At 61.1% G+C, this 26639-nt stretch carries 19 protein-coding genes; 11 read left to right on the forward strand and 8 right to left on the reverse strand.

Annotation, left to right across the window (positions count from 1 at the left end; genetic code table 11):
* Positions 1 to 325: 325 nt before the first annotated feature.
* Together ACP5E6_RS08670 and ACP5E6_RS08675 are read left to right on the forward strand one after the other, a co-directional pair.
* Positions 326 to 2977: a hypothetical protein gene (locus ACP5E6_RS08670; RefSeq protein WP_427953832.1), complete on the forward strand. Its 2652-nt coding sequence runs from the start codon at positions 326 to 328 to the stop codon at positions 2975 to 2977.
* Between the two features lie 9 nt (positions 2978 to 2986).
* Positions 2987 to 4564, forward strand: a complete 1578-nt coding sequence (locus tag ACP5E6_RS08675) for a lysine--tRNA ligase (protein WP_427953833.1) — start codon at positions 2987 to 2989, stop codon at positions 4562 to 4564.
* Here the strand turns inward: ACP5E6_RS08675 and ACP5E6_RS08680 are convergent.
* Genes ACP5E6_RS08680 through ACP5E6_RS08710 form a run of 7 tightly spaced genes read right to left on the reverse strand, consistent with a single transcriptional unit; the run spans position 4515 to position 14518 of the window.
* A complete protein-coding gene (locus tag ACP5E6_RS08680; RefSeq protein WP_427953834.1) occupies positions 4515 to 5744 on the reverse strand; it encodes a glycosyltransferase family 4 protein in 1230 nt (409 codons plus the stop codon). The two genes, ACP5E6_RS08675 and ACP5E6_RS08680, sit on opposite strands and share 50 nt — an antisense overlap.
* On the reverse strand, positions 5741 to 6031 hold the full coding sequence (locus ACP5E6_RS08685; protein ID WP_427953835.1) for a hypothetical protein: 291 nt from the start codon (positions 6029 to 6031) through the stop codon (positions 5741 to 5743). Before ACP5E6_RS08685 ends, ACP5E6_RS08680 begins: the two co-directional genes overlap by 4 nt.
* 6 nt (positions 6032 to 6037) lie before the next feature.
* Positions 6038 to 7378, reverse strand: coding sequence for a putative O-glycosylation ligase, exosortase A system-associated (locus tag ACP5E6_RS08690; protein ID WP_427953836.1), 1341 nt, complete (start codon positions 7376 to 7378; stop codon positions 6038 to 6040).
* 33 nt (positions 7379 to 7411) lie between these two features.
* Complete coding sequence (gene prsT, locus ACP5E6_RS08695; protein ID WP_427953837.1) at positions 7412 to 10165, reverse strand: XrtA/PEP-CTERM system TPR-repeat protein PrsT; 2754 nt, start codon at positions 10163 to 10165, stop codon at positions 7412 to 7414.
* Entirely contained in the window at positions 10162 to 11574 is a 1413-nt protein-coding gene (gene prsR, locus ACP5E6_RS08700) for a PEP-CTERM-box response regulator transcription factor (RefSeq protein WP_427953838.1), read from the reverse strand. Before prsR ends, prsT begins: the two co-directional genes overlap by 4 nt.
* Positions 11571 to 13577 (reverse strand): XrtA/PEP-CTERM system histidine kinase PrsK, encoded by a 2007-nt coding sequence (gene prsK, locus ACP5E6_RS08705; protein ID WP_427953839.1) that lies wholly within the window; start codon positions 13575 to 13577, stop codon positions 11571 to 11573. The genes prsR and prsK overlap by 4 nt, the downstream gene beginning before the upstream one ends.
* 26 nt (positions 13578 to 13603) lie before the next feature.
* Positions 13604 to 14518 (reverse strand): exopolysaccharide biosynthesis polyprenyl glycosylphosphotransferase, encoded by a 915-nt coding sequence (locus ACP5E6_RS08710; RefSeq protein ID WP_427953840.1) that lies wholly within the window; start codon positions 14516 to 14518, stop codon positions 13604 to 13606.
* A gap of 726 nt (positions 14519 to 15244) precedes the next feature.
* Between ACP5E6_RS08710 and ACP5E6_RS08715 the strand changes: the two genes are divergently transcribed.
* From ACP5E6_RS08715 to xrtA, 9 genes are all read left to right on the forward strand, one after another.
* Positions 15245 to 15847: an XrtA/PEP-CTERM system exopolysaccharide export protein gene (locus tag ACP5E6_RS08715; protein ID WP_427953841.1), complete on the forward strand. Its 603-nt coding sequence runs from the start codon at positions 15245 to 15247 to the stop codon at positions 15845 to 15847.
* A 9-nt stretch (positions 15848 to 15856) separates the two neighbouring features.
* Positions 15857 to 17359, forward strand: coding sequence for an XrtA system polysaccharide chain length determinant (locus tag ACP5E6_RS08720; protein WP_427953842.1), 1503 nt, complete (start codon positions 15857 to 15859; stop codon positions 17357 to 17359).
* Complete coding sequence (locus ACP5E6_RS08725) at positions 17356 to 18378, forward strand: P-loop NTPase (protein WP_427953843.1); 1023 nt, start codon at positions 17356 to 17358, stop codon at positions 18376 to 18378. Before ACP5E6_RS08720 ends, ACP5E6_RS08725 begins: the two co-directional genes overlap by 4 nt.
* A 287-nt stretch (positions 18379 to 18665) precedes the next feature.
* Positions 18666 to 20249 (forward strand): hypothetical protein, encoded by a 1584-nt coding sequence (locus tag ACP5E6_RS08730; protein ID WP_427953844.1) that lies wholly within the window; start codon positions 18666 to 18668, stop codon positions 20247 to 20249.
* Positions 20250 to 20259: 10 nt separating this feature from the next.
* Positions 20260 to 21180 (forward strand): ExeA family protein, encoded by a 921-nt coding sequence (locus ACP5E6_RS08735; RefSeq protein WP_427953845.1) that lies wholly within the window; start codon positions 20260 to 20262, stop codon positions 21178 to 21180.
* Between the two features lie 39 nt (positions 21181 to 21219).
* On the forward strand, positions 21220 to 22068 hold the full coding sequence (locus ACP5E6_RS08740; RefSeq protein WP_427953846.1) for an XrtA system polysaccharide deacetylase: 849 nt from the start codon (positions 21220 to 21222) through the stop codon (positions 22066 to 22068).
* Positions 22065 to 23105 (forward strand): FemAB family XrtA/PEP-CTERM system-associated protein, encoded by a 1041-nt coding sequence (locus tag ACP5E6_RS08745; RefSeq protein WP_427953847.1) that lies wholly within the window; start codon positions 22065 to 22067, stop codon positions 23103 to 23105. Before ACP5E6_RS08740 ends, ACP5E6_RS08745 begins: the two co-directional genes overlap by 4 nt.
* A gap of 2 nt (positions 23106 to 23107) precedes the next feature.
* Positions 23108 to 24331, forward strand: a complete 1224-nt coding sequence (locus ACP5E6_RS08750) for a TIGR03087 family PEP-CTERM/XrtA system glycosyltransferase (protein WP_427953848.1) — start codon at positions 23108 to 23110, stop codon at positions 24329 to 24331.
* Positions 24328 to 25815: an exosortase A gene (gene xrtA / locus ACP5E6_RS08755; RefSeq protein WP_427953849.1), complete on the forward strand. Its 1488-nt coding sequence runs from the start codon at positions 24328 to 24330 to the stop codon at positions 25813 to 25815. Before ACP5E6_RS08750 ends, xrtA begins: the two co-directional genes overlap by 4 nt.
* Positions 25816 to 25870: 55 nt before the next feature.
* Here xrtA and ACP5E6_RS08760 read toward each other — a convergent pair whose 3' ends face one another.
* Entirely contained in the window at positions 25871 to 26539 is a 669-nt protein-coding gene (locus tag ACP5E6_RS08760) for a hypothetical protein (protein WP_427953850.1), read from the reverse strand.
* Positions 26540 to 26639: the final 100 nt, after the last annotated feature.

Below are 26639 nucleotides of genomic sequence, written 5' to 3' on the forward strand. Positions count from 1 at the left end.
CGAAACGCCCGCGCAAAACCCCGACCTTCCCGCCGATCACCTCAACCCCGCCGCCGCTCGGCCCCGGCAATCACTATTTCATCCCCAACCGCAAAATCTTCAAAAATTCCTGAGCAACCCGCTCCACCTTCGCACGCCTAAATCGTTACGAAATCAAAACAAATTCCACCCGCCCCAGCCCAACCCGCATCAGGGCGCCACCGATTCGCCGCACTGCACCGCCCAGGGTACTCGTCGACCCGCCGCCGATCGGTTACAACGCTGCCCATCACCGGCATTTTCCTGCCCGGAACTCGATCACGCTTCAGCCCAGGGCCTATGCCGCATGCAAAACGCCGGTTCAGCCGACCGACCCGCCTTGTGGTTACGGCAGCCTCACCTGCTCCCGCTCACCGGACTTGTGCTGTTCCCCTGCCTCGCCTCGATCTTTCTCATCCTCGGCGTGGTGCAGGCCGACCCGGCCGATGTCTATTCCTTCCTCGCGACCGGCGCGAAATCCGGCATGTTCAACGCCGCACCGACCTGGCTCGACCCCACCATCGGCCTGATCACCGAAGCCCAGGGCCATCTGGCCGCGCTGGACTGGCTGCACGGCATCATCCCCTGGTGGGACCCTTACACCGGCATCGGCATGCCCCTCGCCGCCGAAATGCAGACCTTGGCGTTCTTTCCGCCCTTCGTTTTTCTGCTGGCCCTGCCGCACGGCTGGCTCGCGCTGCGCCTCTCGATCCAGATATTGAGCGGCATCACACTCTACGCGCTCCTGATCGACATGGGCACGACACGTCTGGCCGCCTTCGTCGCGGGCGCCCTCTACGGGCTGAGCGGCACTTTCTTTATGGTGCCGCATGGCGCGACTCCCCTGCCGTTCATCCCCCTGCTTCTGCTCGGCCTCGACCGCGCCGCCCGCGCGGCACAGGCCAACGCCCCGCGCGGCTGGGGCTGGATCGCCATCGCCACATCCCTGCTCGTCTATTCCGGCTACCCCGAAGTCGCGTTCTTCGGCGGCCTGCTCGCCGTGGTCTGGTCCATCGCGCGCTTTGCCACGATCGGCGCGGCGCGCTGGCGCTTCACGGGCAAACTCGCCCTCGGCGGCGCCCTCGGGCTGACCACCACCCTGCCGCTTCTGGTACCGTTCCTGCATTATTTATCCCATGCCTTCGTCGGACCGCACACCTACGAATTCGCAATGATCGACATGCCGCGCCAGGGTGACGCGCTGGAATTGCTGCCCTTCCTCTACGGCCCGATCGGCCCGCCCACCCCGGCTGATCTGCCCGCGGCGTTCAGCGCGCAGATCGGGCCGGCCTGGGGTCAGGTCGGAACCTGGTTCGGCCCGGTCGCGGTGATCGGGGCGCTCGCGCTTCTGGTCCGCCCCGGCCGCCACCGGGTGATCGCGTTCAGCCTCGCTGGCTTCATCCTCCTCTGGTCGGCGCGCCTGCTCGGCCTGCCCGGCGTGCGGGAACTGGTCAATCTGATCCCCGAAGTCGCCCGCGCCGACACCATCCGCTTCGTCACCCCCGCGATGGATCTGGCGCTGCTGATCCTGACCGGGCTTGCGATCGATCAATGGCAACGGCACGGGCGACTGACGCGGCGTTTATCATCGCTCGCCGGCGCGATCCTTCTGGCGCTTCTGGCCGGCGCGGTCGCCTCGAACCTCACGCTGCTCCGGGTCTGGTATCACGCCGCGCCGGCATTGCGCGATTTCGCGAGCCTCGCCTGCGCGATCGACCTGCTCTGCGCCGCTGGCGTCCTTCTGATGCTGACGCGCCGTCCATCACCCAAAACCCTCACGCTGCTCGCGGTCTTCGCCGTGGCCGATGCGGTTCTCGGTTTCGGCTCCGGCCAGCTCTCCGCCCGCCGGGACGCACGGCTCGATCTCGGCGGCGTGCACTGGTTGCAGCGGCATCAGGGCTTGTCGCGCCTGTTCACGATCCTGCCGTTCGGACCGAATTATCCCGCCGCCTATGGCGTGGCCGCGATCAACGCGAGCCAATTGCCGATCGATGCCGCCTGGATGCGCTATATGCGCCACCAACTCGACCAGGACAGGCCGTTCGCGACATTCGATCTGGCGGGTCGATCGGTGCGCGACCATCGCCGCGCCTTCGAGGCCATCGGCGTGCGTGACATTCTGGCCCTGGCCGGCACCGACCCGTTCCGCTCCCATCCGCCCGATCTGATCGCTCACGCGGATCAGGGCATCGCCTTGGCCGGAACCACCCGCCTGCGCGGCACCGTGCCGCCGGCACGTGTGCCCCCAGCGCCGATCCGCGCGGTCGCGGTTCAGATCGGCACCTATGACGGCGCCTCGACCGGCCCGCTCACAATCACCCTCTGCAGCGGCACGATCTGCGCGCACGGTCAGGCGGAACTCGCCGGTGCGCCCGATGACCAGTTCCTGCGCATCCCGCTCGATCATCCCCTATCGGCCAGTCCCCATCGGCCGTTGACCTATGTTCTGCGCCATTCCAACGGCGCGGCCGTGGTGATCTGGAGCGGCCCCGGCGCCACCGGCGTTCTGGCCGATCTGCGCCTGCTCACCCAGCCGACCCATGCCGCAAGCCGCGTTTTCAGTGACCGGGTCATGACGATCTATCAACTTCCGCACCCGGCCCCGATTTTTGCGGCGCCAGGCTGCCGCGTCACCCCCGCGGGATGGAACAAAGTGACGGCCGATTGCGCCAACCCCACCCGCTTGATCCGCCGTGTCGCCTGGTTCGCGGGATGGCACGCGATCCTTGATCATCGAACGGTCAAAATCGCCCGCGCGGGTCCGCTATTCCAATCGATCGCCCTACCCCAGGGCCGCAGCACGGTCCGTTTCTTCTACCGGCCGCGTGACACGCGGGTGAGCGTCGCACTGGCCGTGCTCGCATTGCTGGTCAGCCTCGTTCTCTATCGCCCCGAGTTCATGCGAGGCGGGACACGCACCGAGCCAGCGCCGTTTGACCCTGCGGCCACTCGTCACTAAACGCAGCCCATGAGCGAAAACGAAGCGAAGACCCCGACAAGTTGGCCATTCCGTGAGGCAGAGCGTGTCGCGCAGCGCCTGGCGCGCACCGGAAAAACCAACGCACTGTTCGAAACCGGCTATGGCCCGTCCGGCCTGCCGCATATCGGCACCTTCATGGAGGTGGCGCGGACCTCCTGGATCAGGCTCGCCTTCACGACCTTGACCGGCCTGAACTCGAAATTGCTCGCGTTTTCCGATGATATGGACGCGTTGCGTAAAGTGCCCGGCAACGTCCCCCAGCAGGACATGCTGCATCGCTACATCGGCCAGCCGCTGTCCCGCGTGCCCGACCCGTTCGGCACCCACGACAGTTTCGGGGCCCATAACAATGCGCGGTTGCGCGCGTTCCTTGACTCCTTCGGCTTTGACTATGAGTTCGCATCGTCGACCGCCTATTACACTGGCGGGCGCTTCAACGATGCGCTGCGCGCGGTCGCGGCGAAGCATGACATCATCCGCGACATCATCCGCCCCACCCTCGGGCCGGAGCGCCGGGCGACCTATTCACCGATCCTGCCGCTGCATCCGCGCACCGGCGTGGTGATGCAGGTGGCGATCGATGCGGTCGATGTCGATGCCGGCAGCGTCACCTGGCGCGATCCGGACACCGGCACGATGCACGAAACCTCCATCTACGACGGGGCGGCCAAGCTCCAATGGAAGGCCGATTGGGCGATGCGATGGTATGCGCTCGGGGTCGACTATGAAATGTCGGGCAAGGATCTGATCGATTCGGTGCGGCTGTCGAGCGCGATCGTCCGCGCGATGGACGCCGAACCGCCGGAAACCTTTACCTATGAACTGTTCCTCGATGACAAGGGCCAGAAGATCAGCAAATCGAAAGGCAACGGTCTGTCGGTCGAGGCATGGCTGAACTACGCCCCGGCCGAAAGCCTCGGCCAGTTCATGTTTGCCTCGCCACAACGCGCCAAGCGCCTGTTTTTCGATGTGATCCCACGCGCGACCGATGATTATCTGGCCAATGCGGAGGCATTATGCGCGGGCATCGGCATCGCGGAAGATAATCCCGCCTGGTTCATCCACGGTGGCGTGGCTCCGACATCGCCGGAAAGCCCTGTGTCGTTCGGCATGTTGCTCAATCTGGCCTCGGTGGTGAACGCGGAGACTCCCGATATGCTGTGGGGCTTCATCCGCGCCTACCGCCCCACGGCAACGCCGGAGACCTCACCGTTCCTGGCGCGATTGGTCGGCTACGCGGTGCTGTATTACCAGGATTTCGTCAAGCCAACCAAGCAATATCGCGCCGCCAGCGCGATCGAGCGCGCGGCGCTGGAGGATCTTGCCGCCGGCTTGGCCGCGATTCCCGCCGATGCCGATCCCGAGGTTTTGCAGACCTTGCTGTACGATGTGGGAAAGCGTCATCCGTTCGCGTCGCTGCGGGAGTGGTTTTCGTGCCTGTATCAGGTGTTGCTCGGTCAGACCGATGGTCCGCGATTCGGCGGGTTCATCGCCTTGTATGGCGTGGCGCCGACGATCAGCCTGATCGAGCAAGCTCTCTCACGCGAGCAGGCTGCCGCTGATTGATGACACGTGTAAAAATTTCACGTTGACCGGCGCTGATCGTGCGCCAGTCATGCGCCTCGGCGTAGGCGGTGGTCGCACCGCGATCGGGCGGATCGGCGAGTAGCGTATCAAGACCCGCCGCAAGCGAGGCCGCGGAAAAATCCGCGGCAATCAGCCCGGCCGCACGGGAACGCACCACCTCGTCATTGCCGGCGGCCGGTGAGGCGACCACCGGCGTGCCACAGGCCATCGCCTCGAGCAGCACATTCGCCCAGCCTTCGCGGCTGGAGGCGAGGACGAGGCAATCGGCGCCGCTGTAATAGAGCGGCAGGCGCGGTTGGGGCATGGCGCCGATCAGCTTGACCCGGCTGAACAGACCATGCGCGGCCGCGAGATCGCCCAGCGCGGCGCGCTCCGGACCATCGCCGGCAATGATCAGGTCATGGCCCGCGAGCTGTGCGGTAGCGAGGCGGGCGAACGCCTCGATCACGCGATCATGGCCTTTTCGCGGAATCAGATGGCCGACCGATAGAATATAGCGGTTGGTCTGGCCGATCGCGGCACGGGCGGTTGAAGGTTCAATCGGGTTGAAAATTTCGGTATCGACGCCGTTGCGTAGTGTGGTGATTTTATGCGGATCGATACCGAGTGCGCGCACCCCCTCGGCGAGGGCCTGACTCACGGTGATCAGCGCGTCGGCCTGGTCGAGCGCCTCGGTGATCAGCGCCCGCGGCCGGGGGAAGTCCGGCCATTGCGTCACGTCCGACCCGCGGGCGGTAAGGACCAGCGGCAGGTTGAAATGCCGCGCCAGCCAGGCAGCGGCGACGCCATCGGGGTAAAGATAATGCCCGTCGATCGCATCCGGCCGGTATCCCTCCGCGAGCAGCGCGGCGAGGGCGGGTTTCAGGGTTCTGAACAATGTATGCGGCGTCAGAGCCTGACCGAATTTGGGAACCACGAGATAGCGCGGGTGTCTTACATCGAGGCCAAACCGGATCTCGTTGCGGGGCGCCGCCGCGTGGCGCGACCATGCGCCGAAACGCGAATCGGTTGTGGGAAACCACGGCACCGGCGCGATCACGACGCTGGTCACATCCTCGTCGGCGACGAGATGACGCAGCCGGGTTTCGACAAAAACGCCATGGGACGGCATGGCTTGATTGGGAAACAAGGTCGAAACCGTCACGAGGCGAATTGTCATCGCCGTGTTTGGCGTCCCGGCGGGATCGCCCGCGCCGCCCGGTCGCGCCAACCACGCCGTAGTGGCACCGATGACGGCGCCGGCTCAACGCTATCGACCGGCGGCGTGATCGATGATCCGCGCCGTTGCCGCAATCCGGCATCAGCCGACGCGGATGGCGCATCATCCCGCCAGTCGAACGGCCACCAGCGGCGCTTGCCTGGTTTTTGAGGTTGACCTTCCTGTGCGGTCCAGACCGCAAGCCAGAGCACGGCGATTAGACCGGCAAGAAAATAAAGTCCCTTCATACCCGATTATCCATCGACGTTTCGACGCAGGCGCCAGGAGGGCGCCGCATTGGCGGCCATCGCGGCGCGCGCCGGAACGATGCGGCGATACGGTGAACCGGCCGGAACCTGCGAGGTCTTCGCGATGGCGCCGATCGATGCGACCACGATCATCAGCGTGTAGAAAAGACTGTAGTAACCGAGTGACAGAAACGACCCACCGACCAGATAAGCGACCATGGAAACCTCAATCATTCGACTCAACTGATTGATCCACAGCAATGACGGATCGCCCCGCGTCCGCCATCGCAGCCGCCATAGACTAACGACCCCAACCACGTTCATCGCGATAAAGATGAATAGAAGCGGAAATCCCCCCTGGCTGACGAGTTGGAACCAGATACTATGGGTTGCGCGTTGATGAGCGTCGGGAAAATAGCGATGGATCACCGTCGGTGACGCGGTTGCCTTGAAGCCACCGCCGGTCAGCGGATTGGCAATTGCGATGCCCCAGGCCTGACGCCACACGGTGAGCCGATCATTCGCCGAGGCCGAATGGTGGAAATGTTGGATCGTATCCATCCGGGCGACCCAGTCTCGCGGCATCACGCTGATCGCCATCACCAGCCCCAGCGCGATCAATACGCCTGAACGGATCCGGCCTTTGCTATTCCACCACAGAAAGGCGCTCATCGCGAACAATGCAAGCAACCCGCCGCGCGAATAGGTGCCGACGACGGCCAACAGGCAGCTCATCATCGCGAAGATCAGGCCGATCCGCACGATCCGATGGGCAGATTGAAGCCGCAGGTAATTCATCAACGGTAATACCATCAGCAGTGCAACCGCCAATTGATTATTGTCGCCGATGATACTGTCCTTGGCACCATAGACGTGGTCATTGCCGCCGGTCAGTAGTGTGAAAATGCCACCTTTCACCCCGAAATAGCCGAGTGCGATCACCATCAGCCAGATCAGCGCATTGACCCGCCAGCGCGTGGTCAGCAATCCGGCAACCAGGATCAGAATGCCCAGGGCCTTCACCGTCTGGATATAGGCGGGAATCACGATTGATGACGGGCCGAGAGCAAAGATCGTGCTGATCGTGCATTGGATCAGAAACAGCAGCAGCAGGATCGTCATCGCATTGAGCGGAAATTTTTTTGGCTCACCGTTCACGACGCAGCCGATCAAGGTGGTGATGACCGCGATCAACGCGACTGGCAGATGACCGGAAAACCCATAGGTCAATTGCTGCGGATTCATGAACGAATAACATTCGTAGGCGATCACGCCGGCCATGGGCCGCACGATCGCCAACCCGCTCAATATCAAGATAAATGATAGAAAAACGAGGTTATGCAGCATGGCGGTTCGGGTAAATGCCGATGCGGAATATCATCACGCGCCGATTTTTTCCTGCAGGGCCTGAGCGGCGGCGCGATCGGGGAAAGGTTGTTTGCTGGACAATGCTTGTTTCAAAATGGCCGCGGCTTTGGCCTTGTCACCGGTTTGCGCAAGAACGGACGCATAATGATAGGCGACGTTCGGATCGGTGGGCATGCCCTGATGGGCTTGGGCGAGCAGGACCAACGCCTGTTTCGGGTTCGATTGCCGCGCCAGAATCCATCCCAGCGTATCCGCTACCTGCGGCGTCGGGCTGATCGCGTAGGCGCGGGCGGCCAGGCCGGCGGCGTCTTTCTGGTTTCGTTTTCCAGCGATCCAGGCCAGATTGTTCAGAGCCAGCACGTCGTTGGGATTTTTCGCGAGGGCGGTTTGATAATGGGTGGCCGCCGCTGGTAGATCATTGGCCGCCAAGGCAAGCTGTCCCGCCGCATTTTCGAGCGCCGGCAGCGGGCCGTAGGTTTTGATCGCGGCAGCAAGCGTCGCCGCAGCGCCAGCATGGTCGCCCGATGCCGCCTGGGCTTCTGCCAGATTGAGCGTGATCAACGCCGAAGGATGAGCATCATCAGCTTTTTTGAAAGCCGCGATCGCTTGCGGCATCTGGTGTTGCGCCATTTCGAGCGTGCCGGGGAGCAGCAGAGACTCTGGTTGATGTGAGGGATCGGCGGCAAAGCTGTTTGCCGCAGCCAGCGCCGCGGTCGCGCCGCCCTGTTTGAACGACAGCCCGACGCTGGCCTGAAGAAGTGTCATGTTGCGAGGCGCCACCTTCAGCCCGTCGGCCAGCACCGCCTGTCCAGCCGCGATATCGCCGGCTGCGACGTCGATTCGCGCCAGCGCGAGGCGTGCTCCGATATTTTGCGGATTACGTTGCAACAATGCCGCAAGGTCGGTCTTTGCCCCCGGCGTATCGTGCCGCGCCAGAGCGACCTGGGCTTTGGCCGCGAGGATAAGGGGCTCATCCTGCATTTTGGGGTTGAGACCATCAAGGAGGCTGCGCGCCTGATCCAGTTTTTTGAGACGAATATCGAGGCTGACGATATCGGCGACAAAGACGGGATTGGTCGGCGCCGCCTTGTGGGCGGCTTGCAGCACGTCGTTGGTCTTGGAAAAATTCTGGCTGCTCGCCAGAAGCGACGCGAGCGCCGAGACGGCGGCCTGATTGGTCGGGTCGATTTTGACCGCTTTGGCGATCATGGTTTCGGCACCCGCCTGATCACCCTGAAGCAGGGCGATATGGGCCATTCCAAGCATTGCCCCGATATTATCGGGCTGCGCCTTCAGTGCCGATTGATAATCCGCCTTCGCGGCCGGAAGGTTGAACGCCGCCAGATCGAGTTCGGCCGACAACAGCGACCCGGTCGCCGCACCCTTCAATTTGTCGAGACGCGCGATCGCCGCGCGCGCCACCGGGTGGTCGCCAGCGGCGATCGCCGCCTGGGCGAGGGCGGCTTGAACGCCGGGATCGGCCGGCGTCAGTGCGGCGGCTTTCTGGAATTGCAGCATCGCGCCTTGCGGGTTGCCGGTGGCCAGCTCGATCTGACCAAGATGGATCAGCGGGGTTACGATTTTGGGATCGAGGATCGCGGCCTGGGCAAATGCAGCCTTGGCCGCATGGACATGGCCGATCGCCTGTTCGGCGGTGCCTTGCAGCAGCATCATGCCGAAGTCATGCCTGGCCCCTGGACCCCCTGCGGCGATGGTCGAAATCGCAAGGTTCGGATGATGATTTTTCAGCGCGAGTGCGGCGAGCAGGCGGCGACCGGCCGGATCGTTGGGTACCCGCGCGACGTAATGCGCCGCCGCTTCCTGTGCCGCGCCGTATTCACCGAGGTGAAGAAGCGTTTCCGCCTGGAGGAAATAGGCGCCCGGAAGATCGGCCATGACCGGCGATAGACGCTGAAGTATCGATTGGGCGTCTTTCCATTTCTGGTGATTGACATCGAGGCTGGCCTGCAGATAGAGCGCGCCGACCGACCCGGGTGCCAGTTTCAGGATTTGCGTGATTTCCTCCTGCGCCGGGCCGGGTTGACCGGCGGCAATCAGGGCATTGGCCAAGGTCAGCTGAGCGGTCAGATTGCTTGGTTGGCGTGCGAGGAGGGCCTTGAGTGTCGTGATGGCGGTGGTTGGTTTGCCGGAGGCAAGCTGGGCGCGCGCCGCGCTGAGCACCACCTGAGGATCGTTCGGCGCGAGTGTTTGAGCCTGGGCGAGGTCGGTTTGAGCGGCTTTGACGTCGCCGCGGCCGAGCGCTTCGGCTTCGCGGGCGAGCCAGACCGAGGGTAGTTTCGGATCGAAAGCTTCGGCTTTGTGGAGATCGGCGGCAGCGCGATCCGGCTGGTTCAGCGCCTGCTCCGCCGCGGCACGGCCAAGGGCGATCCGCGCCGCGGTTTCACCGGTTGCATTGCCGATCGGAAAATCATGCAGCAGATCGACATAGCGGCGCTGCGCCATATAGGAATTGAGAACGATGCTCAGGGCGCGATCCGGCTCGTAGCCCGCTGTGCGGGCGGCGCGCGCCTCGCGTTCGGCGGATACCGGGCTGCCAAGTTCCATATCGAGCTGAGCCAGAAGAAAGTTGGCGGGACCATTGCTCGGATGGTCCCGCAGCTCGTTGCGCAGGACCAGCATCGCGTCACGTGGTTTGTCTTGCGAAAGGTAGGTCTGCGCGCGTGCGACCGGATCGGCCTGAGCCACGCCGACACCGAGCATGACGAACGGGGTTGTCAGGAGAAGGGTACGATAGAGATTTTTCATTGATCTTCCGATTCCGTGATCGTTTCGGGCTGGCCGTTCGCATAACTGGTTTTGACGAGATCGGCGATGCCGAGTGACTCGATCAAGGCATAGAGGGTGGGTCGGCTGACTCCAAGATGTTTCGCGGCAAGGGCGATCGAGCCCTGGGAATGGGCAATCGCGAGCTGAATGGCTTCGCGCTCCGCCCGTTGGCGGGCCGTGCGCAGATCCGGGATGGCGACGTCCGCCGGCGCGAGTTCGAGATCGGCCGGCTCGACGAAACGCCCCTCGGCCATGATGGCCCCCCGACGGATGCGATTTTCCAGTTCGCGGATATTGCCCGGCCATTGATGCGCGGCCAGCGCCGCCACCGCGGCGCCTGACAATCCGATGACGCGCCGGCCAGACTCGCGCGAGAAACGTGATAGAAAATACCGTCCCAACAGAACGGCGTCACCCGGGCGCTCGCGCAGCGGGGGTATCCGTACCGCAACAATGTTGAGCCGATAAAACAGATCCATTCTGAATCGCTGTGTTTCGACCAGATGTTCCAGATCCTGATTGGTCGCGGAGATGATTCGGGCATCGACCGGAATCGATTTTCGCCCCCCCACGCGCTCGATCACATGTTCCTGTAAAAAACGCAGGAGTTTGACCTGCAAACTTTGCGGCAGATCGCCGATCTCGTCGAGAAACAATGTGCCCTTTTGGGCAAGTTCGACCCGTCCCAGCGTCTGACGCACAGCACCGGTGAAGGCGCCTCGCTCGTGACCGAACAACTCGCTCTCAAGCAGATGTTCAGGGATCGCGCCGCAGTTGATCGCTATGAAGGGGCCGGCGGCACGGGGGCTGAGATCGTGAAGGGCGCGCGCGAGCACCTCCTTGCCGGTACCGCTATCCCCGAGAAGCAGAACAGGAACATCGGTCTGAGCCAGTTTTTCGATGTCACGACAAACCTTCAGCATCGAATCGGCGGCGGTTATCACGGTTTTGATCGGACTGGACCCCACGATGGCACCGAGCGCCCGGTTTTCGGTTTCGAGGTCGAACAGGCGGAATGCCCGATCAACGATCAACCGGAGAACGTCGATATCAACGGGTTTTTCATAAAAATCATGGGCGCCGTGCCCAATGGCGTGGATGGCGTTGCGCTTGGCGCCATTGCCGGTCGCAACGATCACCTTCATGTCAGGGCAGATTTCCAGAAGGTCGTGCAGAGTCGCGAAGCCTTCGCTGACCCCGTCGGGATCAGGCGGCAGTCCGAGATCGATAATGGCGACGGCCGGCCGTTCCTCCTGCAACACGTCCATCGCCTGGGCCCGCGAATTGGCGGTCAGCACGGTGCGGCCGGGGAAGGCCCACCGATATTGCCGGCACAGACCATCATCGTCTTCGACGATCAGAAGCCGGTCGCGATCCCGGTTGATCATGCGACGATAAGTTTTGCAGCGCGAAGCGCAGGGTCGAGCAGGGGGAAGTTCAATCTGATCACCGTTCCGATGTTGACCGTACTCGTAATAGCGACTGTGCCACCAGCGGCATGAACCAATTCGCGCGACTGGAACGCGCCAAGACCGAACCCGCTGGCCTTTGATGAGATGAAGGGTCGAAACAACTCATGGCGGATGAACGCCTCCGACATGCCGGTCCCGCGATCGGTGATGGTGATGGTCACCGCGCCGCCGCCCTGCTCGGTCTGGATCGAGACAATCTGACCCGGTTTTGATGCGTCGATCGCATTGTCAACCAGGTGATTGATCACGGCGTCGAACGCGGAGGGGTCCATGGCAATTTCGCTGGGCTGATCATCGAGGTCGAGCACCACGGCGATCTCTCCCTTGGACCAGGTCGCGCCATAGAGCGCGCGGAGCCGGTCGCCGACATCGAATTTGATCGGCGGCTGCACTTCAGGTGATTTCAATCGGGTCAACATCGATTGAATTTTACCCACCGATCCCCGCAATGTTGCCATCATATCTTCACGAAAATACGGATCATCCATGTGATGGTCCGCGTTGGATACCAGCAGGGCGAGCTGATTGGCGACATTTTTGATGTCGTGCGCCACAAACGCGAATCGCTGCCCGGCCGCTGCGAAGCGTCGGGCCTCGGCAAGCGCCTCGGCGGCGCGGCGTTCTGCCAGCATCAGCGAAATTTCCCGTGCCACGACACCCAGGAGAGAGACCGCTTCCTCGTTCAATGGCGCGCCCGATCGCGATTGACCGAGCAGAATGACCCCTAGCGGAGTCGATGAACGGGGATCCGGCAGGGCGAGGGCCAACCAACTCGCGGGCGTTGTGTCCACCGAAACCAGGCTCGCATCACCCTCGAAACTGCAAAAAGTATCATGATTGAGCCGGATCATGAGTGGATGGGAGAGGTCGAGCGGCGAGGTTGGGCCGCGCATATTCCATTCCCCGGCATTGGTCAGCAAACCAGTTTCAGACGAATCGTCGCGCAGCATCAGGACGCCGCAAGGACTATCCACCGTGTCGGCCAGAACCTTGATCACCCGTTGCGGCAACCCCCCCTGTTCGATCGCGGCCAGGGTTTCGATGCACCTGAGCCACTCCCGGCGGTAGTCATATCGTTGTGCGAAAAAATTATCCGTGATCGTCCGACGCAGCCTCGAACGTGCTGAACCTGAACTTGCCAGCACCGAAATCAGGATGATCCCGAAAAAGAGCAGGGCAATCTCCAGGACTGAGCCCCAATCCTTGCCGTAGCGTTGCAAAACCGTGCCGGTGAGGCCAAGACCCACGAGGAAAGAACCACCCAGGATCAGGCTGGTCGAATAAAAAGCGGCGCCATGCGATATGGTGACCCGTTCGCGCCAGCGCTTCATGCGGCGCTCGGTGCCGATGAACAGCGGCAACACCATCAGATAAACCAACGCCTGCGCGTCCAGCAGGTTGGTTGAAAGCCGCTTGTGGATGATTGCGTTGCCGTAGAGCAGGAAGGTGAAAATCGCCATCATCGCAATTGCGATCAGCGGCAGATTGATGTGCCAGCGAACATCCTCAGCCGCATTCCGATAGACGTTTTCTATTAAAATTAACATAATGAGCGCGAAAAAAAGCCGCAGCTCAATGATCAGACCATCGATCCGTAACCAATGGAACGCGCCGATCGTTGCAAATATCGCAGCGACGACGCCGCAACCAATGATGATCCGAATGCCTCGCCTCAATACGGGATCAGATGTCGCGTTGAACCGCCGGTCGAGCGTACCGATCGTGGCGATCCAACCTGTCGCTTGAAGGAACCAGGCAACATCCTGTAGCGGCGGAACGGCAAAAACGCTGACCAACCAAGCCGCCGTAAATGCCGCCGCCAATGGCATAGCCCGACCGCGACGCAGGATGAGCAAGCTGCTCCCGAGAATACCGTACCCGGCCGCAGCGCACGCATAGACCAGATCGATAACCGCCATGGCTGGACTATAAGCCCGCCAGAAACTTAGCGAGCACCCTCCCGAAAGATGATTACGCGAACTGTCGCGACACAAATCCTGATGTCCAACATAAAACTCCGATGCTTAATATAATATAAATCATACGAAAGTTTTCTGCGCGCATCTTCGACCGACGCCCCGTAGGGATAATTTACCTGCGCCCAACCAGTGATGCCGGGCTTGGCAACGCTGCGATCACGATAATGCGGGATCTGTTCCGCGAGATTGTCGACGAAATGCGGCCGCTCAGGACGCGGGCCAATCACGCTCATCTCGCCTTTGAGCACATTCAACAACTGCGGCAATTCGTCGATACGGAGGAGGCGGATGACCGCACCAACCCGTGTCACCCGGGGATCGCGCGCCGATGCCCAGACGGGCGCGCCACCCACTTCGGCATCCGCCCGCATGCTCCTGAATTTGATGATCTCAAATGGTGCGCCAAACAACCCGACCCGGGTTTGCCGGTAGAAGATCGGGCCGGGACTGTCGAGCTTGATCAGAAGGGCGGTGATCAAGAGAACAGGGGCGGTCAGAACTAAGATGGCCAAACTCAGTGACACGTCGAGTATTCGTTCGAAAATCCGGCGCATGACGCCGCCGCCCAACGTGTCGCCATACGCGAGCCAGCCGTTTGACAGACGATCAATGTCGATCGCCTTGTTCGAGATCTCACGGAATTCAATCTCGTTTAAAACGCGGATGCCGGCAGCGCGGCATCTGATGAGCGCCTGATCATCGACCAACGGCCGAAATTCCGAGGGAACCACGATCGTCGAGACGCCCTGACGTTTCAGGTCACGGGGCGAAATAGTGCGAAAATTTTCACAGGTGATCGACGTGATCTGACGTTCTGACGTATCAGCATGATACGCAAGGATTTCGCCAAACGATAAGATGGCAGAGTTTGAAGAGTTCATTGTCGAAATACGACCGCCCCCTGGACCTAAATTTCTATTCCGAAATATTAATGTTAAACGAGCTAATTAACACGCATTCAACCGATGTTCTCCAATGACAGATGAGAAGAGACGCGAAAAATTTTAATTAATTGAGTGAGATTCACACCAAACTCAATTACCAAACGCTAACGACCTTTTAAAATTGTTATACGGCGACATCAACAACGCAAAACCATCGAATATTCACCCGCGAACGACCCGCATAACCACACGGTCGACGGCCGCGCAGAGTACCGATCAAAAATTATACAACGGAGCAACGGAAGCCGTTCACAAATTTATAACCTTTCCTCGGTCACAAACCGGTATTTTCATTAACAAATTATTCGTGCGGCGTCAATTGAACGTTGCGATTAACTCGAACATAGGGGGTGGCCCAAAAAAAGAAAAACAACCCATTTTTTATACGAATGAGACTGTCCCGAGCCTCAACATGACGCGATTTCGGTCAAATTTTGTTGAGTCGACGGCATCGCTCCGGCATCGGCGTTAACGCATTCGTTCGCGGAGTGTGATATAACGCACTACAAGGCGGGAATTGCCGATGTTATGATCGTTTGCCCCACGTCCACTATTTGAGAGATTTTAATGAAACAAGACCCTGCCCAGCACCGGCCGCTCCAGCTCGATTGCAGCCGGTCAATTTTGAACATCGCGAACCGTAGCCGTGTTAACATTATCGTCATGTCAATTTTGGTTGGGCTGAGTGTGGCGCCGCTTGCCGCCTGCTCCAATTCCGGTTCCGATTCGATGTCGCCGCCCAAGGCGTCGGCGGTGTCATTGCCCTACCGGATCGGCCCCGCCGATACGCTGAGCGTATTTGTCTATGGAGCGCCGGATTTGAGCGTTCATGACATTCCGGTGCGTCCGGATGGGCGTATTGCGATTCCGCTGGTTCCTTCCATCGTCGCGGCAGGCAAGACACCGCAGGAACTCGGCAAGGATATTGCCCATAAATTATCGAAATTCGTGCGGGATCCGAACGTTACGGTGATTGTCGATAGTTTTCACGGTATGATGGGTTCGGAAATTCGCGTCATCGGTGGCGGGGCAAAGCCCGTCGCGGTGCCTTATGTCGACCATATCACGGTGCTCGACGTCATGACCGAAATTGGCGGGCTACCCCAATTTGCCGCCGGCAACGATGCCTACATCATAAGGCGCACCGCCAAGGGCGACACGAAGATTCCAGTCCGGCTCGGTGCATTGCTCAACCATGGCGATATGTCACAGGATATCCCCATGCTGCCGGGTGACGTTCTGGTCATTCCGCAAACCATGTTTTGAGGCCGGTCGATGGATGATCTTATCGCTCTTGGATTACGCCTTGGCCGCGGCGCCTGGCGTAACCGCTGGCTCGGCATCGCGGTCACGTGGCTGATCTGCCTCGCGGGTTGGATCGGTGTAATGACTCTGCCGCCCAAATACGAATCGAGCGCACAGCTCTACGTCGCGGCGGACCCGGTGCTGACCCCGCTGCTTGAGGGGATCGCGATCAACGGCAATACCAGGGAGGAGTTCAGTCTGCTCCAGCGCACGCTGTTGAGCGATCCTAATCTCAGCACCCTGCTGGACAAGACCGGACTGGGTCTGCAAGCTGAGGGGCCGGGCGCGCGCGAAGCGATGATCCGCGGATTAAGAAGCCGGATCGACATCGTGCCTCAGACTGATAATCTGTTCACGATCCACTACGAAAGCGTGAGCCCAAAAAAAGCATATGAAGTTGTTCAGGGGCTCGTGAATATCTATGTCGAACGCGCATCGGTGCGCAATCAAGGCGACATCGATAATGCACGAACCTTCCTGAATTCCCAAATCACCTATTTCCATACCCAGTTGAAACAGCTCGAGCAGAAACGAGCCAATTTCCAGGCGAAGTATCTGCAGCTGCTGCCGGGGGCCAATGGCGTGTCTGCGTTCGAGCAGGAGCAGACTAAAGTCCGTCAACTGAACGGCGCTCTGGCGGATGCGATCGCTGAACGCGAAATCATCGAAAAGCAGCTGGCGACCACCAAGCCGTTGCTGACAGGCGCCGCGGCGCTTTCCAGCGGATCGGGGGGTGCCGGACTGGCCGCCGCCGAGGAGCGGCTTGCGGAACTCAAACAACAATATACCGACGCTTATCCCGGTGTGATCGCGGCGGAACGACAGGTTGAAGCCCTCAAGCGCATGGCGAGCGGTGGCCCTGCGTCGGGCGGCGTCGCAACACCGGCGGTCGCCAATCCGGTCTACGAACAGCTAAGGTTGCAACTGCTGAAAATCGACACCGCGCTATTCTCACTGCGTCGTCAAATCACATCATCGACGGCCGAGCGAGACCGTCTGGCCGCGTTGGCCAAGTCGCAACCGGGAATTGAGGCCCAATATATCAATCTGGACCGCAACTATTCAGTGTTGCAAGCGGAATACCACAACCTGATTCAACGCCGTGAGGCGATGCGGATCGGCGCGGCCGCCAATGTCGATGCCAATCGCATTCAGCTCCAGGTCATCAACCCGCCGCAGGTACCGCGTCTGCCGATCGCCCCGAACCGGCCTCTTCTGCTGGTTGTTGTCTTGATCCTGGGGATTGGTGCCGGTGTCACAGCCGCGGCGTTGCTGGCGCAACTCGAGGGTCGATACGAGACACTCGATGATTTGAAAGCGCTCGGGTTGCCGGTGATCGGCGGAATTTCAGATGCGCGCAAGCGCGCGAGCAACCTCGGGCCTGCCCTTCGACTGGCCGGCGCGGCTGTTTTGCTCTTTATGATTTTCGGGGGGTTCATGGTTGGAACATTTGTTATGCAGAGGTTCGCGTGAGTAACAATAAACCGCCTCGCCACCTCGCCGAGCGCGTTGCGGCCGAGTTGCTGCCGGATTCCATCGTGGGTCTCGACCGGCTCGATGCTGTTTCAAATCGGCTGGTCAGGCCATTACCGCCGCTGCCGGGCCGACCCTACGCCGATGAAACGAATCCCAGCGCGCGCGACCCCGGCGAGCCGGATCATGAGCGATTGCTGCGCCCCGTCACCACGCTATCCCCCAAATTCGATGCGCTCGCCGAATTGCCCGCTCTCGGGATCGTCGACCGCAAGGCTAAAGACGGTGAGGTTATCTCACGCAAAGCGTTGGAGGATGCCGGTATGGTCGTTGCACGCGGTCGTCGCGATCAGGCGGGTGAGGAGTTCAGAATTGTCCGCCAACATATTCTGCAATCCATGTCCCAATCCACCTCGGCAACCGGCGGCAAAGCCGATGGCACCGGTGTCGCTTGTCCCAATGTCGTGATGGTGACGAGCGCCAAACATGGCGAGGGCAAGAGTTTCACCGCGCTCAATCTGGCGACCATTCTGGCTGAAGGCGGCGATCGACCTGTCGTGTTGATCGATGCCGATATTGGCAGCAACTCGCTGTCGCGACACTTCGGCATGCAAACCCATCCTGGCTTGCTCGATGTCGCGGTATCACCGCGCCAGTTGGCCAGCACGGTGACAATTCCGGCCGAGCCCGACAATCTCTCGTTCATTCCGATCGGTGGCGGCGCCGATCAGGACGGGCGGGGGGATCTGTCATCGCGCCAACCGGTGAAAACGTTGATCGAGCGGCTTGCCGGGCAGTTCCGCGACAGTATTTTGGTCGTCGACAGCCCGGCCTGTCTCTCCAACAGTGATCCGATGGAACTGGCCTCGGTCGTCGGCCAAATCGTACTCGTCGTGGAGGCCGGTCAGACCCGGCGCAAGGATGTTGAAGGTGCGCTTGATCTGATCGAAGCCTGTCCGAACATCAGCCTCGTTCTCAATCGGATGACCCAGCGGGGTCGTGGCAGTTTCACGCTTTGATGATCCGCGCGCCCGTGCGCTCGTGTCAGGAGGTTCGATGACCAGGGTGTGCGGTTGCGCCGCGGCGGGCATGGTTGGGGTTGTCTGGCAGATTTGATCGATTCGTGCTCGATTGCTCACGATCATGCAAAAAAGGGTTGCCGATGCAAAAAAAACGATGGTTTTCCGGTGTCTCGTGGGTTGCTCTGGCGACGGGCATGTTGGCGATCGGTTCAGTCGCTCCCGCCTGGGCGGATGGCGGCGGCTCGAGCTCAGGGAGTGGGCTCACATCGAGCGATGCGCCGAGTATGACCGTACCGGAACCATCGATCTCCAATACGCCAATACCCGGTGATGCGCAGCTATCCTCGCTTGGCGGTGCGCCCCCATTTGGCAGCGCCGTTCGTCTTGGAAACGCGGGTACGCTCCTGCAACAGATCGGAACCTCCGCCGCCGCGATCGCGCCGGCGCCGTTTCTGACCATTGTCCCTTCGATCGGCGCCTCCGAGGAATTCGTCACCGGCGGCGGCTATAATGGCCAGAACAGCAACGGCCACGAGTTTGTCACATCGATCAACCCGGCGCTGCTGATCAATGGTGCTACCTCCCGAACCAATTTCACACTCGATTACGCACCAAATATTCAGTTCTATTCCAACCAATCCGGCTACGACGGCGTCAATCAATCTCTCAACGCCGCGATCAACGCGACCCTGTTGCCACAATCCCTGACCGTCGCGGCCCGTGCCTACGTGACCGACCAGGCGACGAGCGGTGGATTACCGCCAGGTGGGACCTCAATCTACAACAGCAACAACACGACATTGACGCAAAGTTATTCAGTATCACCAGCTTTCAATGACAAATTCAGCCTGGGTACGCTCAATCTGCTCTATTCGGCGCAATACACGCACCAATCCGGCAATGCGGCCTTTCTGCCGAATGCAACCAATCCATATTTTCAGACGGGTGATGTTTTCGCCCAGACCGAGGCGGGAAGCTTCACCACAATCCCGTTCTTCGAGCGGTTCGATGACACGCCAAGCGTCTCCGCAACAGAAGATGTCGGCACCGGCGTACTCAGTGGAGCCCATCAATATTTCGTCAAGGACACGCTGCGCTATGCGCCGGTGCAGCATGTCGTGCTTTCCGCGTCGGGCGGTTATGAAGACATCGCGTATGCCGGGGTACCGCCAACCTTGATCCGGGATGCAACCTGGAGCATCGGCGCACGGGTCGTCTTTCCCGATGGTGGGCTTCTGGTGGCGCGGTATCAGCATCTCGACGGGTTCGACGCCCCCTACATTCGCCTGTCCCACGCGCTCACGGCGCGAACCACCCTGGCCGCCTCCTATTCGGAAACACTCTCGACCCAACAGCAGAGTATCGGGCTCGGCGTGGCGTCGAGCACGGTCAACAGCGTCGGATTGCCGGTTGGAGGGCTGAGCGGGCAGCCGGTTTTGCTCGCGAATCAGTCGCTCAGCGTCCAATCCGGCCTGAGCCGGAACAAGCAGTTTTCCGCGGCGCTGACGACGCTCTATACCCATGACACCGTTTCATTGTCCGTCCAGGCCGATCAAGACACGCTGGTGGCAACAGCGCCCGGTTTGGCCGGATTTTCGCAGAAGAGCGTCTCGGTCTCGGTGTCCGAAGCGCATCAGCTCTCGCCGCGCATGAACACGATCGTGTACCTGAATTTCGGGCGGACCCAATCCCCCGCTCTCGGTGCGTCAACCACATCGACCTATGGTGCCAGCGCGGCACTTACCTATCGTGTCACACCCACGCTGTATGCCAATGCCCAATACAGCATTACAAATCAGGAATATACCGGTTTCGGCAATCAGGGCGTTCAGAATATCTTCACTATCGGCATTCAAAAAACATTTTGAAAGACATATCGTGTTCCTCGAACATCTCGGTCTCGCGGATATGCCGTTTCGTCTCACGCCGGATGATCGGTATTATTTTGCCAGCAGTGAACACAGTCGCGCCCTGTCGCATTTGTTGTTCGGTCTGGCACAAAGTGAGGGTTTCATTGTCATCACCGGTGACGTCGGTGCCGGTAAAACCACCTTGGTCGAACGGCTGACGGCGCAGTTGAACGAAAAGACCTATCGTCTGGCCAGTGTCACGAGCACCCAGATCGACGCCGACGATATCGTGCGTTTGATCGCCGCCGATTTTGGTCTGTCGGCTGCGGGCGACAAGGCGACGTTGCTGCTGCGGTTAAAGGAACGCTGGCGCGCCGACCGCGCCCGGGGCCGGCGGGCGCTGATCATCGTTGATGAGGCGCAATGCCTCGCCCCGGCAACCCTTGAAGAATTGCGGATGCTCTCGAACATGGCCGAGCGAGGTCAGGCCCTGGTCCAGATCGTGCTGTTGGGCCAACCGCAATTTCGTGATGTGCTCGCAAGCCCCGATCTCGATCAATTGCGTCAGCGTGTTCTTGCCTCATACCATCTGGGGCCGCTGTCGCGCGACGATGCGGAGGCCTATATCCTGCACCGGTTTGCGGCGGCCGGCGGCAAGGCGGAGGGGTTTTTCCAAACTGACGCGTTCAATGCGATCTATGCGGCGACCGGCGGCATTCCCCGCCGGATCAACCGTCTGTGCAGCCGCATTCTGCTGAACGCGGCGATCGAACATTACACGGAGATCACTGCGGCCATTGTCGAGCCGATCGCGCTCGAACTGGAAACGGATCTGGACGGTCGGGCCATGTCGGCGGTTTCCAGCACCAAGGAGGATTTCGGCCGCGACCAGGGTGATCAGGTGGTCGATCGGTTGTTTCAGGTGATCCGGGCGAGAAGCGACCCATGATCCCGTCATCGCGGCATCCTCACGATGAGTGAGCAGGGTATGATCCGAAATGCGTTGACGATCGACGTTGAGGATTATTTTCAGGTCCAGGCCTATGCTGGCGCCATCGACCGGGCGGATTGGGATACCATTCCCCGCCGCGTCGAGGCGAATACCGACATGATCCTAAAGGCGCTGGAGCGACACCATGCCCATGCGACATTCTTCACCCTCGGCTGGGTTGCCGAGCGACATCCGGCCCTGATCCGGCGCATTGTCGATGCCGGGCACGAGCTGGCAAGCCATGGCTATGGGCATCAACTCGTCACCGACCTGACCGAGGCGCAATTCCGCGACGACCTGCTGCACGCCAAATCGATCCTTGAAGCCATCGCCGGAACGCCGGTCATTGGCTACCGGGCGCCCACTTTTTCGATCGGTTCGCACAACGCCTGGGCGTGGGATATCCTGAGCGAAACGGGACATCGTTACAGTTCGAGCGTGTTTCCGGTCCGCCACGATCTTTATGGCGCGCCATCGGCCCCGCGCGATCCCTATCACCCGGCCGGGCGCGGGCTGATCGAGATTCCAATGACCACGGTGCAACTCTTCGGTCGCAACCTGCCCTGTTCAGGCGGCGGATATTTCCGCTTGTTTCCTTATGCGCTCTACCGCGCGGGTGTGCGGCATTTGCATCGGCGTGAACAGAAGCGTGCGATTTTCTATTCCCATCCCTGGGAGTTCGACCCGGGACAACCAACAGTGCCGGCCGCGAAATGGACCTCGCGCTTCCGCCACCGGGTTAACCTCGCGCGCATGCCGGCCCGGCTCGACAATCTGCTCGCCGATTTTGACTGGGATCGGATGGATCGGGTCTTTGCCGATGTGATCGGATCACCGCCAGCATGACCCTGCGCTGCCGTATCATGGATGATCGGGACCGCGCCGGGTGGGATGGTTTCGTGATGGCCCATCCTGACGGAACCATCTTCCATCGCGCCGCGTGGCAGGATGTCATTCATACGGCCTTCAATCAGCACCCGTATTTCATGTTGGCCGAGCGCGATGGCCAAATTTGCGGCGTGCTGCCGCTGGTGCACATGCGGTCGCGCATCTTCAAGCGTAATACGCTGGTTTCGACCCCTTTCTGTGTCTATGGCGGACCGATCGGTACTGACGGAACCGTGACCACCGCATTGATCGAGGCGGCATCTGCGCTGATGCGCAAAATCGGTGCCAACGCGTTCGAACTGCGTACGATCGCCCCTGATCTTGCAACATCGGACTGGCAAGCGGCGCCGGCGATCTATGACACGTTCCGCAAAACCATCCCCCTCGATGACGAGGCCTGCCTGAAAGCCATCCCGCGCAAACAGCGCGCGGTGGTGCGCAAGGCTATTGATCTTGGGTTGACGAGCACGATCGACCGCGACTGGCGCCGATTTTTCCATCTCTATGCCGAAAGTGTCCATAATCTCGGCACACCGGTCTTTCCGGCGCGATATTTCCGCCTGCTCCTCGATTGTTTCGGCAACGATGCCGAAATCCTGACCGTCTTTGACAATGCAACCCCTCTCTGTGCCGTCCTGTCGTTTACCTACAAGGGTGAAATTTCGCCCTATTATGCGGGAGGAGGCACGGCCGCCCGCGGCAAGGGCGGTCACGATTTCATGTATTTCCAGGTCATGCGGCGCGCCATCGCGCTTGGGCTGGACCGTTTCGATTTCGGCCGCAGCAAGCGCGAGACCGGACCGCACAAGTTCAAGACCAATTGGGGCTTTTCACCGACGCCACTGGGCTATCAATATCTGCTCCAACCCGGTGCGATCATGCCCGACACCAATCCGCTGAGCCCGAAATACCAGCGTAAAATCGAACTATGGAAGCGTCTGCCGCGTCCACTTGCCAACGCGCTCGGCCCGATCATTGTGCGTGGGCTGGGCTGACCATGCGCGATCTGCTCTATCTCTGTCACCGGATACCCTATCCGCCGGACAAGGGGGACAAGATCCGCGCCTTTCACATGATCGAGCATTTGCGAAAGCGGTTTCGCGTGCATCTTGGCTGCTTCATCGATGATCCGGCCGATGCGGTGCATCTTCCCGCGTTGCGGTCGCGCCTCGCCAGCCTCGCGTGCATTCCGCTCGACCCCGGCCGGGCCCGCTTGCGCGCGCTGCGTCGGTGTCGCCCCGGCACACCGCTGCTGACAGGTTATTTCCATGATGATCGCCTGGTCGATTGGGTGTGTCGCACCGCACATGATCACGCCATCGATCAAGTCGTCGCCTACTCCGTCGCGATGGCGCCCTATGCCGTTCTGCTGCCCGAAACCCCCCGTATTCTGGACATGGTTGATATCGATTCTGAAAAATTCGCTGCCTATGGCCGCACGTCATCCTGGCCGAAGAGCCTTGTCTGGGCACGCGAGGGGCGCACGTTGCTTCGATTCGAACGCTCGGCGGTGCGGCAGTTCGATCGCACGCTATTCGTCTCGGCGGCCGAGCGAGATCATTTTTCCGCTCTTGCGCCCGAATCCACCGCATCCACGATCGCCATCGGCAACGGCGTTGATCTCGACTATTTCACCCCTGCTAGCAGCTTTGCCCGTCCGTATCCGGCTGACCGCAAGATCATCCTGTTTACCGGAGCCATGGATTATCGCCCCAATATCGAAGCCGTCATCTGGTTTGTCACTGCGGTGCTCGGGCAGTTGCGAGCGCAGAATCCGTTGTTTGTGATCGTGGGATCGAATCCGGCGCCGGTGGTGCGGGCGCTCGAGCGGGGAGGGGAGGTGCGGGTGACCGGCCGCGTTCCCGACACGCGGCCCTATCTCGCGCATGCCGATCTGGTGGTTGCCCCGCTGATGATCGGTCGCGGAGTGCAGAACAAGGTGCTTGAAGCGATGGCCATGGCCCGTCCTGTGCTGGCCACGCCGGCGGCGTTCACCGGCATTACGGCCGATCCGGGGCGGGATTTGCTGGTGGCTGCGACGCCGGTTGATTGGGCGCGGCATGCGATCGCGGTTCTGGCCGGAGACCACCCGGAGATGGGTGCGCGGGCGCGCGCGGCTGTGTTGCGTCATCACTCCTGGGCGCAGACTCTGGCGCCGCTTGATGCATTGCTGTCACCGGGGCCTCAATCGGCCCGATCGACCGAACAGGTATCCTTATGAATGTCATCGCCGCCCGCTCTCGTGACGTTCATATTCCGGCGCGTTATCGCTCGTCGCTCGCTGTGCTGGCGGTGTCGCTGCTGGCGATGGCGGTGATTTTTCATGCTGAGATTTTTGCCGCGGTGCAGGTCTGGTCCGCCTCGACGGCGTATAATCATTGTTTTTTGATCCTGCCGATCGCGATCTGGCTGGCGTGGGATCGGCGGGGGCGGCTGCGCGGCCTGACGCCGGCGCCTGATGTGCGGGCGGTTGTGCTTGCTGTTCCGTTTGCGTTGGCGTGGCTTGCCGCTGATCGGCTGGGGGTGATGGAAGGGCGTCAGCTGGCCGCGATGGGGATGGTGCAGTCGCTTGTGCTCGGGGTGCTTGGCTGGCGGGTGTATCGGGCGATGATCGCGCCTTTGCTGTATCTGATTTTTCTGATTCCGTTCGGCGGGTTTCTGGTGCCGGCGTTGCAGCAGTTCACCACTGATTTTGTCGATGCCGGGCTCACGATGCTCGGCATCGCTTATTATACGCATGGCTATACGATCGAGATCGCGCAGGGGGCGTTTCATATCGCGGAGGCGTGTGCGGGGTTGCGGTTTTTGATCGCGGCGATCGCGTTCAGCGTTTTGTATGCGCTGCTGATTTTTCGCAGCACGACGAGGCGGCTGTTGTTCATTGCCATTGCGGTGACGGTGCCGGTGATTGCGAACGGGTTTCGGGCGCTGGGGATTGTCTGGCTCGGCCATGTGCTGGGGAGTGCGAAGGCGGGGGCGACCGATCATGTGCTGTATGGCTATATTTTCTTTTCGATCGTGCTGTTCATTCTGATTCTGCTCGGCCTGCCGTTCCGCCAGGATAATGTGCGGCCGGGGGCGGGGGTGGTGGCGGTGGAGGCACCGGCGCCGGCGATGGGGGCGTTGGTGTTGCCCTCGATCGGGGTTTTGGTGTCGGCGGCGGCGGTGGTGGGGTTGGCTTGGGTGGTTTCGGCGCGGGCGGCGGCGACGCCGGTGCGGCTGCCGGCGGCGCCGGCGGGATGCCGCGCGATTGCGGGGGCGCGGCGGTTGGCGGCGGGGGGGCGGATGGTGCGGTTTGCCTGCGGCGATCGGGTGACCGCGACGATTGCGCTGTTTCCGCCACGGACCGATCCGAAGCCGCTGTTCGATGCGCGGCGGCAGCTTAGTCTGGCGGATACGCGGGAGGCGTTCATCAATGATGTGCGGATTGCGCAGGGTGATCCGGATGTGTGGACGCTGATTACCACCAAGCATATGAAGCACACGACGATCAGCGCGCTGTTCGTTGATGGGCATGGGACCAACGGGACGATGCGGACGCGGTTGCGGTTGGCGTGGGCGGATTTGTTCGGGCATCCGGGCCAGCCGATCGCGGTGGTGATTGAAACGCCGGGGCCGGGGCGGCAGGCGGTGCCGGTTTTGACGCGGTTTGTGCATGACGGGATTTTGGGGCCGGCGGTGCTGGCGCGGATGGCTGAGCGGTGAGAGGGGTTGTTGCGATATCGTAACGATTTGGGCGTGCGAAATTAGGCGCGGCTGGTCAGCAATTTTTGAAGATTTTGGGGTTGGGGATGAAATAATGGTTGCCGGGGCCGAGGGGCGGCGGGGTCGAGGTGATGGGGGGAAACACCGGTTCCGGGCGCGCGCGGGGTTTGCGGGCGCGCGCGGGTTTGGGTGTGGCGTTTTGGGGGCGATCCGGGCGCTCGGGCAGGGCGAGGTTGGGCGGGGTTTGGATGCCGAGCAAATGGCAGAGCGGGCGGAGGGTGCGGCCGGCGGCGGGGGTGGTTTCGATCAGGGCGACCATGTCGGGGTGGGTGAGAAGCGCCTCGATTTTCATGGCGTAGCCGGTGATTTCGGGGTGCTGGATCAGGCGGCGCAGGGCGCCGAAGCCGCGCGGCAGCGGCGGCGGGGCACCGAAGCGGATGGTAGGCCAGGCGGCGCGGAGCCATTTCGGGATGGGTTTTTCGCTTGGCGGCGCGGCGCGGGCGCGGCGGCGCAAGCGCGGGCGGTGGGCCGGGCCGGGACCGCGCGCGGCGAGGCTGGCAAGTTTGGCGGCGAGGGTGTTGATGCGGACGCAGAGGATAAAAAGCAATGGCGCGGCAAGGCCGAGGCGACGGCCGTGGTCCGCAACGATAACGAGAAGTTTTTTGATGTTCAGGGCGAACATCTCTTTCAGTGTGGTGGGGTAATAGGGTGGGGTCCATGCCATGGGCGGATTATAGAGCCATGGGGTGGGGGGTGAGAAAGCGAGAAAGTTCTGCTTTTTTGAAAAAAAGCAGCAAAAAACTTTCGCTGCTCTGGTTCGGGGG

The sequence above is a fragment of the Acidiphilium sp. genome, from assembly GCF_049977125.1.
Taxonomy (GTDB): Bacteria; Pseudomonadota; Alphaproteobacteria; order Acetobacterales; family Acetobacteraceae; genus Acidiphilium.

Excerpts from the sequence above, each read along its gene's own strand:
- ACP5E6_RS08745 (WP_427953847.1), top strand. The coding sequence starts at position 22,065 with ATGACCCTGCGCTGCCGTATCATGGATGATCGGGACCGCGCCGGGTGG.
- prsT (WP_427953837.1), bottom strand. The coding sequence starts at position 10,165 with ATGAAAAATCTCTATCGTACCCTTCTCCTGACAACCCCGTTCGTCATG.
- ACP5E6_RS08760 (WP_427953850.1), bottom strand. The coding sequence starts at position 26,539 with ATGGCATGGACCCCACCCTATTACCCCACCACACTGAAAGAGATGTTC.
- ACP5E6_RS08685 (WP_427953835.1), bottom strand. The coding sequence starts at position 6,031 with ATGAAGGGACTTTATTTTCTTGCCGGTCTAATCGCCGTGCTCTGGCTT.
- ACP5E6_RS08710 (WP_427953840.1), bottom strand. The coding sequence starts at position 14,518 with ATGAACTCTTCAAACTCTGCCATCTTATCGTTTGGCGAAATCCTTGCG.
- ACP5E6_RS08670 (WP_427953832.1), top strand. The coding sequence starts at position 326 with ATGCAAAACGCCGGTTCAGCCGACCGACCCGCCTTGTGGTTACGGCAG.
- prsR (WP_427953838.1), bottom strand. The coding sequence starts at position 11,574 with ATGATCAACCGGGATCGCGACCGGCTTCTGATCGTCGAAGACGATGAT.
- ACP5E6_RS08720 (WP_427953842.1), top strand. The coding sequence starts at position 15,857 with ATGGATGATCTTATCGCTCTTGGATTACGCCTTGGCCGCGGCGCCTGG.
- ACP5E6_RS08740 (WP_427953846.1), top strand. The coding sequence starts at position 21,220 with ATGATCCGAAATGCGTTGACGATCGACGTTGAGGATTATTTTCAGGTC.
- prsK (WP_427953839.1), bottom strand. The coding sequence starts at position 13,577 with ATGGCGGTTATCGATCTGGTCTATGCGTGCGCTGCGGCCGGGTACGGT.
- ACP5E6_RS08750 (WP_427953848.1), top strand. The coding sequence starts at position 23,108 with ATGCGCGATCTGCTCTATCTCTGTCACCGGATACCCTATCCGCCGGAC.
- ACP5E6_RS08675 (WP_427953833.1), top strand. The coding sequence starts at position 2,987 with ATGAGCGAAAACGAAGCGAAGACCCCGACAAGTTGGCCATTCCGTGAG.
- ACP5E6_RS08730 (WP_427953844.1), top strand. The coding sequence starts at position 18,666 with ATGACCGTACCGGAACCATCGATCTCCAATACGCCAATACCCGGTGAT.
- ACP5E6_RS08680 (WP_427953834.1), bottom strand. The coding sequence starts at position 5,744 with ATGACAATTCGCCTCGTGACGGTTTCGACCTTGTTTCCCAATCAAGCC.
- ACP5E6_RS08715 (WP_427953841.1), top strand. The coding sequence starts at position 15,245 with ATGTCAATTTTGGTTGGGCTGAGTGTGGCGCCGCTTGCCGCCTGCTCC.
- xrtA (WP_427953849.1), top strand. The coding sequence starts at position 24,328 with ATGAATGTCATCGCCGCCCGCTCTCGTGACGTTCATATTCCGGCGCGT.
- ACP5E6_RS08690 (WP_427953836.1), bottom strand. The coding sequence starts at position 7,378 with ATGCTGCATAACCTCGTTTTTCTATCATTTATCTTGATATTGAGCGGG.